The organism is Streptomyces sp. NPDC007917, from assembly GCF_042959105.1.
GTDB lineage: Bacteria > Actinomycetota > Actinomycetes > Streptomycetales > Streptomycetaceae > Streptomyces.
The window spans coordinates 87,071-99,656 of the sequence record NZ_JBIBKK010000013.1; the positions used below are offsets into that span (position 1 = coordinate 87,071).

At 71.0% G+C, this 12,586-nt stretch carries 15 protein-coding genes and 1 pseudogene; 8 read left to right on the top strand and 8 right to left on the bottom strand.

The genetic code is table 11. From position 1 onward, the window contains the following. Nucleotides 1–190 precede the first annotated feature (190 nt). Both ACFZDL_RS25680 and ACFZDL_RS25685 read right to left on the bottom strand, forming a co-directional pair. Nucleotides 191–448: a WhiB family transcriptional regulator gene (locus tag ACFZDL_RS25680; RefSeq protein ID WP_003953983.1), complete on the bottom strand. Its 258-nt coding sequence runs from the start codon at nt 446–448 to the stop codon at nt 191–193. A gap of 314 nt (nt 449–762) precedes the next feature. Then, a complete protein-coding gene (locus tag ACFZDL_RS25685) occupies nt 763–1,731 on the bottom strand; it encodes a diacylglycerol kinase family protein (protein WP_353592502.1) in 969 nt (322 codons plus the stop codon). A gap of 84 nt (nt 1,732–1,815) precedes the next feature. On the opposite strand from ACFZDL_RS25685, the gene ACFZDL_RS25690 reads away from it, so the two are divergent. Beyond that, nucleotides 1,816–2,376 (top strand): hypothetical protein, encoded by a 561-nt coding sequence (locus ACFZDL_RS25690; RefSeq protein ID WP_353592503.1) that lies wholly within the window; start codon nt 1,816–1,818, stop codon nt 2,374–2,376. Nucleotides 2,377–2,448: 72 nt separating this feature from the next. On the opposite strand, the gene ACFZDL_RS25695 is transcribed toward ACFZDL_RS25690, so the two are convergent. The 3 genes from ACFZDL_RS25695 to ACFZDL_RS25705 all read right to left on the bottom strand — a co-directional run bounded on the left by ACFZDL_RS25695 (nt 2,449) and on the right by ACFZDL_RS25705 (nt 4,429). Further along, nucleotides 2,449–3,333 (bottom strand): SigB/SigF/SigG family RNA polymerase sigma factor, encoded by an 885-nt coding sequence (locus ACFZDL_RS25695; protein ID WP_391192547.1) that lies wholly within the window; start codon nt 3,331–3,333, stop codon nt 2,449–2,451. A gap of 40 nt (nt 3,334–3,373) precedes the next feature. Then, a complete protein-coding gene (locus ACFZDL_RS25700) occupies nt 3,374–3,787 on the bottom strand; it encodes an anti-sigma regulatory factor (RefSeq protein ID WP_014176550.1) in 414 nt (137 codons plus the stop codon). A 381-nt stretch (nt 3,788–4,168) separates the two neighbouring features. Beyond that, nucleotides 4,169–4,429, bottom strand: coding sequence for a UBP-type zinc finger domain-containing protein (locus ACFZDL_RS25705; protein WP_353592504.1), 261 nt, complete (start codon nt 4,427–4,429; stop codon nt 4,169–4,171). A gap of 45 nt (nt 4,430–4,474) precedes the next feature. On the opposite strand from ACFZDL_RS25705, the gene ACFZDL_RS25710 reads away from it, so the two are divergent. Further along, nucleotides 4,475–6,079 carry a Na+/H+ antiporter gene (locus tag ACFZDL_RS25710; protein WP_353592505.1) on the top strand — a complete coding sequence of 535 codons (1,605 nt, stop codon included), beginning with the start codon at nt 4,475–4,477 and terminating at the stop codon, nt 6,077–6,079. Nucleotides 6,080–6,119: 40 nt separating this feature from the next. Here ACFZDL_RS25710 and ACFZDL_RS25715 read toward each other — a convergent pair whose 3' ends face one another. Next, nucleotides 6,120–6,710, bottom strand: coding sequence for an N-acetylmuramoyl-L-alanine amidase (locus ACFZDL_RS25715; protein WP_353592506.1), 591 nt, complete (start codon nt 6,708–6,710; stop codon nt 6,120–6,122). Nucleotides 6,711–6,877: 167 nt separating this feature from the next. On the opposite strand from ACFZDL_RS25715, the gene ACFZDL_RS25720 reads away from it, so the two are divergent. The 3 genes from ACFZDL_RS25720 to ACFZDL_RS25730 all read left to right on the top strand — a co-directional run bounded on the left by ACFZDL_RS25720 (nt 6,878) and on the right by ACFZDL_RS25730 (nt 8,845). Continuing rightward, nucleotides 6,878–7,789, top strand: coding sequence for a glutaminase (locus tag ACFZDL_RS25720; protein ID WP_353592668.1), 912 nt, complete (start codon nt 6,878–6,880; stop codon nt 7,787–7,789). Between the two features lie 74 nt (nt 7,790–7,863). Beyond that, on the top strand, nt 7,864–8,088 hold the full coding sequence (locus ACFZDL_RS25725) for a hypothetical protein (protein WP_353592507.1): 225 nt from the start codon (nt 7,864–7,866) through the stop codon (nt 8,086–8,088). Nucleotides 8,089–8,092: 4 nt separating this feature from the next. Then, nucleotides 8,093–8,845: a DUF6597 domain-containing transcriptional factor gene (locus tag ACFZDL_RS25730; RefSeq protein ID WP_391192441.1), complete on the top strand. Its 753-nt coding sequence runs from the start codon at nt 8,093–8,095 to the stop codon at nt 8,843–8,845. A gap of 10 nt (nt 8,846–8,855) precedes the next feature. On the opposite strand, the gene ACFZDL_RS25735 is transcribed toward ACFZDL_RS25730, so the two are convergent. Both ACFZDL_RS25735 and ACFZDL_RS25740 read right to left on the bottom strand, forming a co-directional pair. Further along, a complete protein-coding gene (locus tag ACFZDL_RS25735; protein ID WP_353592508.1) occupies nt 8,856–9,257 on the bottom strand; it encodes a VOC family protein in 402 nt (133 codons plus the stop codon). A gap of 65 nt (nt 9,258–9,322) precedes the next feature. Further along, complete coding sequence (locus tag ACFZDL_RS25740; RefSeq protein WP_353592670.1) at nt 9,323–10,309, bottom strand: beta-ketoacyl-ACP synthase III; 987 nt, start codon at nt 10,307–10,309, stop codon at nt 9,323–9,325. 319 nt (nt 10,310–10,628) lie between these two features. Here ACFZDL_RS25740 and ACFZDL_RS25745 point away from each other — a divergent pair. The 3 genes and pseudogenes from ACFZDL_RS25745 to ACFZDL_RS25755 all read left to right on the top strand — a co-directional run. Further along, nucleotides 10,629–11,458, top strand: a pseudogene (locus tag ACFZDL_RS25745) (DUF2330 domain-containing protein); the annotation flags it as partial. Between the two features lie 64 nt (nt 11,459–11,522). Then, the gene (locus ACFZDL_RS25750) at nt 11,523–11,915 is read left to right on the top strand and encodes an STAS domain-containing protein (RefSeq protein ID WP_353592509.1); all 393 of its coding nucleotides are present in this window, start codon (nt 11,523–11,525) and stop codon (nt 11,913–11,915) included. Nucleotides 11,916–12,154: 239 nt separating this feature from the next. Next, nucleotides 12,155–12,574 (top strand): anti-sigma factor antagonist, encoded by a 420-nt coding sequence (locus ACFZDL_RS25755; RefSeq protein ID WP_353592510.1) that lies wholly within the window; start codon nt 12,155–12,157, stop codon nt 12,572–12,574. The last annotated feature ends 12 nt before the right edge of the window (nt 12,575–12,586 follow it).

Sequence of the window (12,586 nt, forward strand, 5' to 3'; positions counted from 1 at the left end):
AGACCGCGTAGGACACCGCGTGAGCCGGCGTGAGACCTTGAGCACACCACTCACATGATGAGCATGCCGTCTCAATGGGTGAACACAGCACTGAGCCCCGGACCGGGAGTGGTCCGGGGCTCAAGGCTCACGTTGCTGTGCGCATCGGGGTTACTGCGCGCTGCGGCTCGGGGGCCATGGGGTGTGGGCGTCAGGCGCTGGCGTTGCGTGCCCGGTTGCGGGCGGCACGGCGCTTCATGGCGCGGCGCTCGTCCTCGCTGAGTCCACCCCAGACGCCGGAGTCCTGGCCGGACTCAAGCGCCCACTGCAGGCACTGCTCCATGACGGGGCAGCGGCGGCAGACGGCCTTGGCTTCCTCGATCTGCAGCAGCGCAGGACCGGTGTTGCCGATGGGGAAGAACAGCTCGGGGTCTTCCTCGCGGCAAACGGCGTTGTGACGCCAGTCCATGGCTGCTCCATCTCCTCGTGTTGCGGATGCTTGTGAATGTGAACGCTTTCACGAACCCCTCGACAAGGGTAGGGACGTCAACCAGTTGGGGCTGGTGCGGTCCCATGGGATTGAGGAAGGGGATTCGGGCTCTCAAGGGGGCCTTCTGGAGGCCGTCCCGATCGCCAAGAAGAGATTCGCAAACCTCGGCGGCGGATACAACCCCTTCCGGAAAGTTTTTTTTGATTCCTTGGTGTCGGCTCTGTCACAGCCCTACTTCCGGGGGGTGGAAGCCAGGCTAAACGTTCGACTGGAAGGACTTTTTGCGGTCTCACTCACACAATCACACGCAGTGCACGGCGTACGCCTGTGAACGTCACGCTCGTACGCAGTCCGAGGTGGTCACCGTCCATCTGAAACGGCAGTGGCGCCTGCGATTGCAAGGTGAAGTCCGTCAGATCGTGCAAGGAGATCGCGTGCTTGCCGCGGGGCCCCCGCTCGGGGCTGGAGGTCAGCAGCTGGGTCACGTAGCGGGTGGCTGCCGGGGTGGACAGTTTGGAGAGTCCGAGCACGTCAAGGGCGGTGTCGAAGGACGCGTCGGGCAGCGCGTAGATCGGGCGGTTGCCCAGATACGTCCACGGGACGGTATTGCAGACTATGGACACCACGAGCCCCTCGACGGGGTCCTCGTCCGGCCGCTTGAGGGTGATGGTCCCCTCGCGCCGGTGCGGGTCCCCGAGGAACTGCCGGGCCACCTGGCGTATATAGAGCGCGTGTGTCGAACGCTTGCCGCGTTCGCGCTGTTGTTCGACCCGGCCGATCACGCCCGCGTCGAAGCCGAAGCCCGCGCAGAAGGTGAACCAGCGCGCCGGCACCGACTCGTCCGGGGTGCCAGGGGTGCCCGCCGCGAGCCCGAGGCCCACGGTGCGCTCGGTGCCGTCCCGCAGCGCGTCCAGCAGGGCGCCGGTGGCCTCCACGACATCGTTGGGCAGGCCGAGGGCGCGGGCGAAGACATTGGTGGAGCCGCCGGGGACGACGGCCAGGCGGGGCAGTGCGTCCGGATCGGGGCCGTGGTGCAGCAGCCCGTTGACCACCTCGTTGACCGTGCCGTCACCGCCGAGGGCGACGACCAGCTCGTGTGTGCCCCCCTCCGCGGCCTGCCGGGCCAGATCGCGGGCGTGCCCCCGGTACTCCGTGGTCGCCACGTCCAGCTTCAGATCGCTGGCGAGCGCATGGATCAGGACGTCGCGGGTGCGGGCACTGGTGGTGGTTGCTGCCGGATTGACCACGATGAGCGCGCGCATGCTCAGCAGCCTACCCATTGACCACGAACAGGCCACAACCGTGGCCCGGCCCCGGCCCGGACCGGTGGCCGCTACGCTGCTGGGGTGAGCAGTAAGAAGTCCGCCACCGCCAAGAAGGCCGGGGCCGCGAAGACGGCGAAGCCGGCGCCGACGGCTCCTCGGAATCCTCGGGCGACGACGGCCAAGCCGGCCGCCCGGGCCAAGGGGGCCAAGGGGGCCGAGGGGACCAAGGCCGCCGACGCGGCCCCGTCCGGCCCGCGGCCGACCCGGATCACGGCGGCCGCGGTGCTGGCCGCCGCCGAGGCCGTGGTGCTGGTCGGCCTCGGGGTGTACGTACTGATCATGGGGCTGACCGGGGATCCGGACAGCCCGCAGCAGGCCGAGATGCTCGGCGTGACCGTGCTGGCGCTGGCCGCGCTGCCGCTGGCCGCGGCGCGCGGGCTGTGGCGGCGCCGGCGGTGGAGCCGCGGACCCGCGATGATCACTCAGCTCATGGCGCTGCCCGTGGCCTGGACGCTGGTACAGAACGGCGGCGGGCTGATCGCCGTCGGGGTGGTCACCGCCCTCGCGGCCTTCGCCGTGCTGGCACTGCTGATCAACCCGACGGCGACGGAGGCCCTGGGCATCGGCCCGCGCGACGCCTGACCCCTCTCCCCGGCCCTCTGGCCGCCTTTGCTCCTGAAGGCCCTCCTGATGGCCTTTACTCCTCCACGGCCGTTACTCCTCCACGAGCAACCGCTCCCGCAGCTGCGCGAGGGTGCGGGCCAGCAGCCGCGAGACATGCATCTGCGAGATGCCGACCTCCTGCGCGATCTGCGACTGGGTCATATTGCCGAAGAAGCGCAGCAGCAGGATCTTCTTCTCGCGCGGCGGCAGATCCTCCAGCAGCGGCTTCAGCGACTCGCGGTACTCGACGCCCTCCAGCGCCTCGTCCTCCGCGCCGAGCGTGTCCGCGACCGCCGGGGACTCGTCGTCCGTGTCCGGCACGTCCAGGGACAGCGTGCTGTACGCGTTGGCCGACTCCAGGCCCTCCAGCACCTCCTCCTCGGAGATGCTCAGATGCTCGGCCAGCTCATGGACCGTGGGGGCGCGGCCGTGCCGCTGGGAGAGCTCGGCGGTGGCCGTGGTCAGCGAGAGCCGCAGCTCCTGCAGCCGACGCGGCACCCGCACCGCCCAGCCCTTGTCGCGGAAGTGCCGCTTGATCTCGCCGACGACCGTGGGGGTCGCATACGTCGAGAACTCCACACCGCGGTCCGGGTCGAACCGGTCCACGGACTTGATCAGCCCGATGGTGGCGACCTGGGTGAGGTCGTCCAGCGGCTCGCCGCGGTTGCGGAAGCGCCGCGCCAGATGCTCCACCAGCGGCAGATGCATCCGCACGAGGTGGTTGCGCAGCTCGGCGCGGGCCGTGGAGCCCTCCGGAAGCCGGCGCAGCTCGACGAACATCGCCCGCGCTCCGCTGCGGTCATGCGGATCGGGCCGCTCGTGCCGCTCGTGCTGATGCTGATCCATGTGGTCCGCCCGCTCTGGTCGGTCTCCTGCCGCCTCCGGATCCGCGGGATGCGGCTGGGCCGGCGGGTGCGGGATGGCCGGGGTACGCACTCCCCGCGATGATGCGGTGCTCACGGAGCCCCCCTTTCCGTCACGGCTGTCCGGGGCCGGCGCCGCGCTCCTTGTACAGGCTGATACTGACCGCGCGGTCCTCGGCGACGGTCGAGTCGACCTTGCCGGCGAGCGCGGAGAGCACTGTCCAGGCGAAGGTGTCGCGCTCGGGAGCGCGCCCGTCCGTGGTCGGAGCCGAGACGGTCACCTGCAGTGCGTCGTCGATCAGGCGGAAGACGCAGCTCAGCACACTGCCGGGCACGGCTTGCTGCAGCAGGATCGCGCACGCCTCGTCGACGGCGATACGCAGATCCTCGATCTCGTCGAGGGTGAAGTCCAAGCGGGCTGCGAGGCCGGCCGTGGCCGTCCGCAGCACCGACAGGTAGGCACCCTCAGCGGGCAGCCGGACTTCTACGAAGTCCTGGGTCCCGGGCTCGCCTGCGATCTGGGACACCCTCACCTCCAAGGTGACACAAGCTGATTGAGCTGAGCTGATTGGAGCGCCGGTCGTGAGCCCTTATGGTGGAGGGGGTACGGACCGACGCGGCACGTGGTTCGGCTGCGACGCTATCGCGATCTGCGGCTCGGTGTCGCCCGGACGAAGCACGGCCCCCGTCATGGGTGAACGCCGACCCGAAGGTCCTCGATATCACTCATAGTAAGCACATGAGTACGCACAGTGGCTAGAGGTCTGCGGTCTCAATTCGAAAGAGATGTCGCCTGGTTGAAGGAACCGCTGGTGACAGGCTCCTTTCCGTCCCTCTCCCCGCTGAAGGCATCGCTGTTCGGATCATGAGTGAAGGCTAGCGGGCCGCACCGCCGATGCGGCAGTCCATTAGAGGATCATGTGGTCCACATAGCACCACCGCCAGCTCTGGCCGGGCTCGAAGCTGCGCATCACGGGGTGTCCGGTCTCCTTGTAGTGCTCGGTGGCGTGCTGGAACGGCGATGAGTCGCAGCAGCCCACATGCCCGCAGGACAGGCACAGCCGCAACTGCACCGGATGGCTGTCCACGGTCAGGCACTCCCGGCAGGTGTCATGCCTCGGCTCCGGCTCGGGCACCGGCAGGTCGGGAACATGCGGACACTCGTTCATGATTGCCAGACTAAACCGACTACCACCATCCGGACGGGCTGGTTCATGGACGTATTGCCACTGCTGGTGCTGGTCGCGGGCAGCGCGGCCGTCGCGGGCGCGGCCCGCCGGACACCGGTGCCCGCCCCGCTGCTGCTGGTCGCCGCCGGGCTCATCGCCTCGTATGTGCCCGGCGTGCCCGAGTACACGCTCGATCCGCACGTCGTGCTGCCCCTCGTACTGCCGCCCCTGCTGCACACGGCGGCGCTCGAGAGTTCGTACCTGGACCTGCGCGCCAACATCCGTCCCGTCGCCCTGCTGTCGATCGGATATGTGCTCTTCGCGACCCTCGTGGTCGGCTGGATCGCCTATCTGGTGGTGCCGGACCTGCCGCTGACCGCCGCGCTCGTCCTGGGCGCGGTCATCGCCCCGCCGGACGCGGTGGCGGCGACGGCCATCGCCCGGCGGGTCGGCCTGCCCTCCCGGCTGACCACCGTCCTCCAGGGCGAGTCCCTGGTCAACGACGCCACCGCCATCACCGCCTACAAGGTGGCGCTGGCCGCGGCGGTGGGCGAGGGCGCCACCTGGGAGGGGGGCCTCAAGGAATTCGCCCTCGCGGCCGTCGGCGGGGTCGGGGTCGGTCTGATCCTGATGGTGCCGCTGCACTGGCTGCGCACCCGGCTGCGCGATCCGCTGCTGCAGAACACCCTCTCGCTGCTCATCCCCTTCGTCGCGTACCTGGCGGCCGAACAGGTCCATGCCTCGGGCGTGCTCGCGGTCGTCGTGGTCGCCCTCTACCTCGGGCACCACTCCTGGCAGGTCGACTTCGCCACCAGGCTCCAGGAGTCGGCGGTGTGGAAGATGATCGCCTTCGTGCTGGAGTCCGCGGTGTTCGCGCTGATCGGGCTGCAGCTGCGGGTCGTGGTGCGGGGCCTGGGCGAGTACGGGGCCGGCGAGGCGGCCTGGTACGCGGCCATGCTCTTCCTCGCTGTCGTCTGCGCACGCTTCGTCTGGGTCTTCCCGGCGACCTTCCTGCCCCGGACGCTGTCCCGCCGGATCCGCGAGCGGGAGCCGGAGACCGACTGGACCGCGCCGGTCGTCGTCGGCTGGGCCGGGATGCGCGGGGTGGTCTCGCTGGCCATCGCCTTCTCGATCCCGCTGACCGTGCACGGCGGAGACCCCTTCCCGGCTCGTAACCTCATCCTCTTCCTGACCTTCACGACCGTCATCGGCACCCTCGTCATCCAAGGGCTCACCCTGCCCACGCTGATCCGCCTGCTGCCCCTGCCCGGCCGTGACCTCCAGGCCGAGACCCTGGCGGAGGCGCAGGCGCAGAACGAGGCGTCCCGGGCCGCCGAGCGCCGCCTCGACGAACTCCTCGCCGACGAACGCAACGCCCTGCCGGAGCCGCTCGCCGACCGGCTCCGCGCGGTGCTCGAGCGGCGCCGCAACGCGGTGTGGGAGCGGCTGGGGGCGGTGAACGAGGTGACGGGGGAGTCGGCCGACGACACCTACCGCAGGCTGGCCCGCGAGGTGATCGGCGCCGAGCGCGCGGTGTTCGTGGAACTCCGCGACGCCCGGCGGATCGACGACGAGATGCTGCGGACGCTGCTGCGCAGACTGGACCTGGAGGAGGCGGCGGCCTACCGGGAGGAGGCCGCGGACGGCTAGGCCCTCTCGGCCGGTCGCCTCGGCCGGTCGCCTCGGCCGGTCACTTCAGCCGGTCGCGGATGCGCGCCCGCATCGAGGCCATGGTGAAGCCGCGCGGGTCCGTCTTGCCCGGCTGCCATTCGAGATGGCCGATCACCGAGCGCTCGGTCCAGCCGTGATGGCGGCAGATCGCCGCCGCGGCCCGCTCGATGGCCTCCAGTTGCGCCTCCGGCCAGGGGTCTTTCCCGTCGCCGAGGTTTTCGCACTCGAAGCCGTAGAAACAGCGATTGCCGTCCGTGTTCGCCTCGTTGTCCGGAGGCAGGGCCTTCTCGGCGATCACGGCGCGCAGCACCTCGTCGTCGCCGAGCCCCGCGTGGTTGGCGCGGCCGTAGCCGACCAGGTGCACCCCGCCGTCCTTGGCGATCACGCCGTGGCACAGCGGGCCGGGCAGCGATTCGAAGCCGTCCCGGCAGATCCGGACGGTCAGGTCGGTGCCCGAGGTGACCGTGTGGTGGATCATTACGCCGTGCACCTCGCCCCAGGGCCCCTTGTGGTTTCTGTTGTGGTGCCGCCAGTCGCCGACCTGCACCACACGCAGGCCCTCTCGCTCCAGCGCCGCCAGAAAGTCCCCCGCGGACATGGGTGATGCCATGACCGCCTCCGTTCACGTCGTGCGGGGCCGCCCACCGCGGCCCGACTGTCACCCCCTGCATACCCACGAAGACGCTCGGTGATGAATCCCTGGTGCAAGCGATGCGGGGTGCTCCGGTTATCGTGCGATCCGATCCGCTCGACGAGGCGCAGGAGAACCACGGCACCATGGACTACCAGGCAGTTCTTGAGGAGGTCGCGGCCCACGTCGCACCACAGATCGGCCGGGGCGAGGTGGCCCAGTACATCCCCGCCCTCGCGTCGGTGGACCCGCACCGGTTCGGCATCGCCGTCGCGGACGTGGACGGCATGGTGACCGGGATCGGCGACTGGGAGGTCCCCTTCTCCGTACAGAGCATCTCCAAGGCGTTCAGCCTCGCGCTCGTCCTCGAACAGGACGGCGAGCGGATCTGGCGGCGGGTCGGCCGGGAGCCTTCCGGCAACCCCTTCAACTCCCTGGTGCAGCTGGAGTACGAGAACGGCATCCCGCGCAATCCGTTCATCAACGCCGGCGCCCTGGTCGTCACCGACCGGCTGCAGACCCTGACCGGCGACGCCAGCACCACCATGCTGGAGTTCCTGCGTGCCGAGAGCGGCAACCCCGACCTTGCCTTCGACCGCGTCGTCGCCGCCTCCGAGTCCGAGCACGGCGACCGCAACGCCGCCCTCGCGCACTTCATGGCGAGCTACGGCAACCTCGACAATCCGGTCCCCACCGTCCTCGAGCACTATTTCTGGCAGTGCTCGATCGAGATGAGCTGCCGCGACCTGGCCGTCGCGGGCGGCTTCCTGGCCCGGCACGGGCTGCGCGCGGACGGCTCCCGGCTGCTGTCGCCCCGCCAGGCGAAGCGGATCAACGCGGTCATGCTCACCTGCGGTACGTACGACGCGGCGGGCGACTTCGCCTACCGCGTCGGCCTGCCCGGCAAGAGCGGTGTCGGCGGCGGCATCGTCGCCGTGATACCCGGCCGGTGCACGCTGTGCGTCTGGAGCCCGGGGCTCGACGCCCGGGGCAACTCGCTGGCCGGGACCGCGGCGCTCGACCACTTCACGACGCTGACCGGCTGGTCCGTCTTCTAGCCGCACGGACTCCGGGTGCCCGCTGGCGTACGGTCGGGGCGGGCGGGACCATGGAGAGAGCAGGAGGTGTACGCATGCAGCACGAGATGCGCGCCGAATACGAGGAGGGCAGCTCGGGGCGGGTGGCCGGGGCGCCGGTCAAGATCTGGCACATGGTCCGCGGCAACGGCACGACCGCGATGTGCGGGCGCGAGCTGGCCCCGGACGCGGAGACGCAGTCGGCGGAGATCTGGGCCACGGACGACTCGGTGCCCTTCTGCCATTCCTGTGGCGCGATGTATCTGCGCGAGGTTCCCTGACGAGGTGCCGTACCAGGAGTGGGGATCAGGGCCGCTGGGCGGCCGGGCGGTGGTGTGGTCCCGTACCGCCGGGGCCGGGCCGCAGCGGGTGCTGCCGGACGGCTGCACTGATGTGATCTGGAGCCACGGCGATCCGGCCGCCCCGGACGGGGAGCTGTTCGTGGCCGGTCCCGACACCCGGGCCCATCTCGCCCAGGGCGCACCGGGCACCCGCTGGGTCGGGCTGCGGTTCGCCCCCGGCACCGGCCCGGCCGTGCTCGGGGTGCCGGCGCATGAACTGCGCGACCAGCGGGTGCCGCTGGCGGCGCTGTGGCCGGACGCCGAGGTGCGGCGGCTCGCGGAGCGGCTGGCGGAGGCGGCGGACGGCGGCGGCGCGGGCGCTCGCAGCCCCGGCCGCCTCCTGGAAGCCGTCGCGCTGGACCGGCTGCGCCGGGCGGAGCCGCCCGATCCGGTGGCCGGCGCGGTCGTGGCGGGGCTCTCAGGCGGCCGGAGCGTCGCCGAGGTCGCCGCGGCGGTGGGCCTCGGGGAGCGGCAGCTGCACCGGCGGTCCCTCGCGGCGTTCGGCTACGGCCCCAAGACGCTGGCCCGGGTCCTGCGGCTGAACCGCGCGCTGGACGCGGCGCGGGCGGGGACGGCCTTCGCCGAGGTCGCGGCCGTCACCGGATACGCCGACCAGGCCCATCTCGCACGCGAGGTCAGGGCGCTGACCGGGGTGCCGCTTGGCCGGCTGCTGGCGCCGCCACGGCCGCTCTCGTAGCCGCGCCCGCTCAGTCGGCGGCCAGGGGCGCGAACAGGTCGACGCCATTGCCGTCCGGGTCGAGGACGGTGGCGTAGCGGTGCCCCCAGAACGCGTCCCACGGCTGCTTGTAGCCGCGCACGCCCGACTGGACGAGTTCGGCGTACGTCTTGTCCACATCCGCCGGGCTGTCACACGCGAAGGCCAGACCGATGCGGCTGGACCCGCCCGACGACGGCGTCCAGTCCGGGTCGAAGGAGCGGACCGTCTCGACGGGGTCCCACATCAGGCGCAGCCCGCCCGGCAGGACCGCCTCGACATGCGGCTGGGTGTCGGCGTCGGCGGGGATGTCCAGACCGAGGCGTCGGTAGAAGGCGAGAGATGCGGCCAGGTCGGTCACGACCAGGCCGATCGCGTCGAATCGTGCTGTCATGCGGGCAGCGTAGGCACGCGGGAGACCGCCGGTCTTGAACGAATCGGACGCGGCGTGCCGCGCGCTCAGGGGCAGCGGATGACCTGACCCGCGTACGACAGATTGCCGCCGAAGCCGAAGAGCAGCACCGGTCCGCCCGGGGCGATCTCCCGCCGCTCGACCAGCTTGGAGAGCGCGAGCGGCACGCTGGCCGCCGAGGTGTTGCCGGAGTCGACGACATCGCGCGCGATGACCGCGTTGGTGGCGCCGAGCTTGCGCGCGACCGGCTCGATGATCCGCAGGTTCGCCTGGTGCAGCACCACCCCGGCCAGGTCCTCGGGGGCGACCCCGGCCCGCGCGCACACCTCGCGCGCGATGGGCGGCAGCTGGGTGGTGGCCCAGCGGTAGACGGCCTGGCCCTCCTGGGAGAAGCGGGGCGGGGTGCCCTCGATGCGTACGGCGTGGCCCATCTCGGGCACCGAGCCCCAGACCACGGGACCGATCCCCGGGATTCCGTCGGCCCCGTCCCCCTTCTCCGTCTTCTCTGTCTTCTCCGTCCGGTCGTCGGCCACCACGACCGCCGCGCCGGCGCCGTCGCCGAGCAGCACACAGCTGGAGCGGTCGGTCCAGTCGGCCGCCTCGGTGAACTTGTCGGCGCCGATGACCAGGGCGGCGGTGGCCGCCCCGGCCCGGATGGTGTGGTCGGCGGTGGCCAGGGCGTGGGTGAAGCCGGCGCACACCACATTGATGTCCAAGGTGGCGGGGGAGCCGAGGCCGAGCCGGGCGGCGACGCGGGCCGCCATGTTGGGGCTGCGGTCGATCGCCGTGGACGTGGCGACGACCACGAGGTCGATGTCGGCGGGCGTGAGCCCGCTCGAGGCGAGGGCCTTGCTGGCCGCGGCGGCGGCCATCTCGTCCACCGTCTCGTCCGCGCGGGCGATGTGCCGGGTGCGGATGCCGACCCGGGTGCGGATCCATTCGTCGCTGGTGTCGACCATGGCCGCCAGGTCGTCGTTGGTGAGCACCCTGGCGGGCTGGTAGTGGCCGACGGCGGCTATGCGTGAACCCGTCACGGTCAGCGTCATCGTTTCGCCCCTTCGCGCGGGTGTCGTCCATCCGGCCGCCGCCCGGGTGCGCGGGCTGGGCGGCGCCCGGTCGGGCTGTGCGGTCCAGTCTTGTGGGGCGCACGGGCACCGCGCGCGCCGTTACGTACCAACATTGCGCCCCGAGATCTGGAGCTTTCCACCTTTCCAGCCAAGGAACCGGATCCCTCGTCGCCACCGTCTGAGGTCGTGTCCGCCGGTCAGGCGGGATACGGGCACGGTGAACACCACGGGGACGCGCGGTACGGCGGAGCCGGAGCCGCGAGCGGGCAGGTCCGGAGTGCGGTACGTCGGGGGACGGATGTCGTGGCCGGGGTGGATCATGCCGGTGCCCAACCGGGCGACGGTCCGGCTCGGGGACCGCGCCCTGTTCGACGAGGTGCGCGAGCTCACCGCGCCGGTGCACCGGACGCGCCACTACTTCTGGCCCAGGCCGGGCGACTGGCCCTTCGACGACCGCAAGGTCGAGTATGTGGGCGGGGCCCGGAACGGCGTCTCGTCGGGCGCGCCGCCGCGCGTGGGCGTCGTCGGCCGCGAGCGGCTGGGCCCGTTCGACGTCGCCCGGCTCACCGCGACCGACCCGGGCGCGCTGCGCGAGTGGCTGGAGGAGCACGGCTTCCAGCTGCCGGACCGGCTCGCGGAGGGGCTCGAGCCGTATGTGCGCGCCAAGTGGGAGTATGTGGCGGTACGCCTGGCGCCCGCGGTGATCTCCGACAGGGGCGACGGGGCCAAGGAGGTGCTGGGCGGGACGCTCGACCCGCTGCGGCTCACCTTCGACTCGACCCGTCTGGTCTATCCGATGCGGCTGTCGCGGCTGGCGAAGACGGCGCAGAACCTCGAGCTGTACGTCCTGGCGCCGCACCGCATGGAGCCGCGCGATGTTCCTGACCGGCTTCCAGCAGTCGTTTCCGCGGCCTGAACTCATCGACGGGGACCATGAGTTCCGGCGCGCGGAGAAGGACGACGCCTATCAGCGTCACATACGACCACCAACTGCTGACCATCGGGGGCGTCCCCGCGTGGCTGCTGGCCGTGGGCGGCGCGCTTCTGAGGGGTGTTGTTCACGGGGTCGGCGCACATAGTCCAACGACACTTGCCCGTGCGTTCGTTGACTGGTGAGCGGATAGATGGGTATGTCATGTACTGACGGGGTCGTCGCCTCCATCACCCCAAGGGGGCTTTCATGTTTGACGATCGGCCCGCATTCGGTGTCCGTGTGCGTGCGCTCGGCGGCGTCACGGTGGCCGAGATCACCGGTGAGCTGGACATCTTCGCCGCGGCCAGGATCTCCGCGCGGCTCGATTCCCTCGCCCGTGAGGCGCGTCCGAACCTGGTGCTTGACCTGCGGATGGTGACCTTCCTGGACTGCGCCGGGGTGTCCTTGCTGTGCCGCCTGCGCAATCGTGTGCTGGAGCGCGGCGGGCGGCTGCGGCTGGTGATCGTCGATCCGCGGTTCACCCGGCTGCTGCGGATGGTCCGGCTCGAGGACGCCTTCGAGGTCGTGGACGACCTGGCGCTGGCGGTCGCGCGCTCGGGGGAGGTGAGCGCCGGAGGGAACAACGGCGCCATCGCCTGAACCGTCGCCACGTATCGCCCGGCCAAACTGTCAATATTAAGAACAGAAATTCACTCGTACGAGCGCATTTACTCTGGGAAATATGGGGTGCCTACCTCCGTAACCGGCGGTCACCCCTCTACGCTCGCGGGCACGTCACCCAGGACCCGGTGGTATCAGCCCCGATGCAGACTCTGTCCGCTTCCGGGACCCTGTCTATGGTGAAAGGGGGCAATGTGCCGTTCCGAGGTGATTTCGCGATGACGCAGCAGGGCGCTCCCCGCCGGGAGGCGCCGCCGCCTGCCGCCATCACCCCCGAGCGCTTCCGCACGGACCTGAGCGCGGCGCCCCACGCCTGCGCGTACGGGGTCGGCGGGTACACGGTCGTGGAGCTCCACGGCGAGATCGACATCGTCGGCCGGGAGTGCGTCGGCCTGGAGCTGGACCGGGCCACCTCCCCGCCCGCGCCCGCCGTCGTCATCGACCTGACCCCGACGTGCTTCTTCGACTGCTCGGGGCTGGAGCTGCTGTGCCGCGCCTACCGCCGGGTGCGGGACCGCGGCGGCCGGCTGCGGGTGGTCTGCGACAGCCCCCTGATCCTGCGCACCCTGCGGGTGGGCGGGCTGCTCGACGTGGTGTGCCCGGTGCCGACGCTGGCCGACGCCCTGCGGAAGGACTGACGAGGGCGGGGC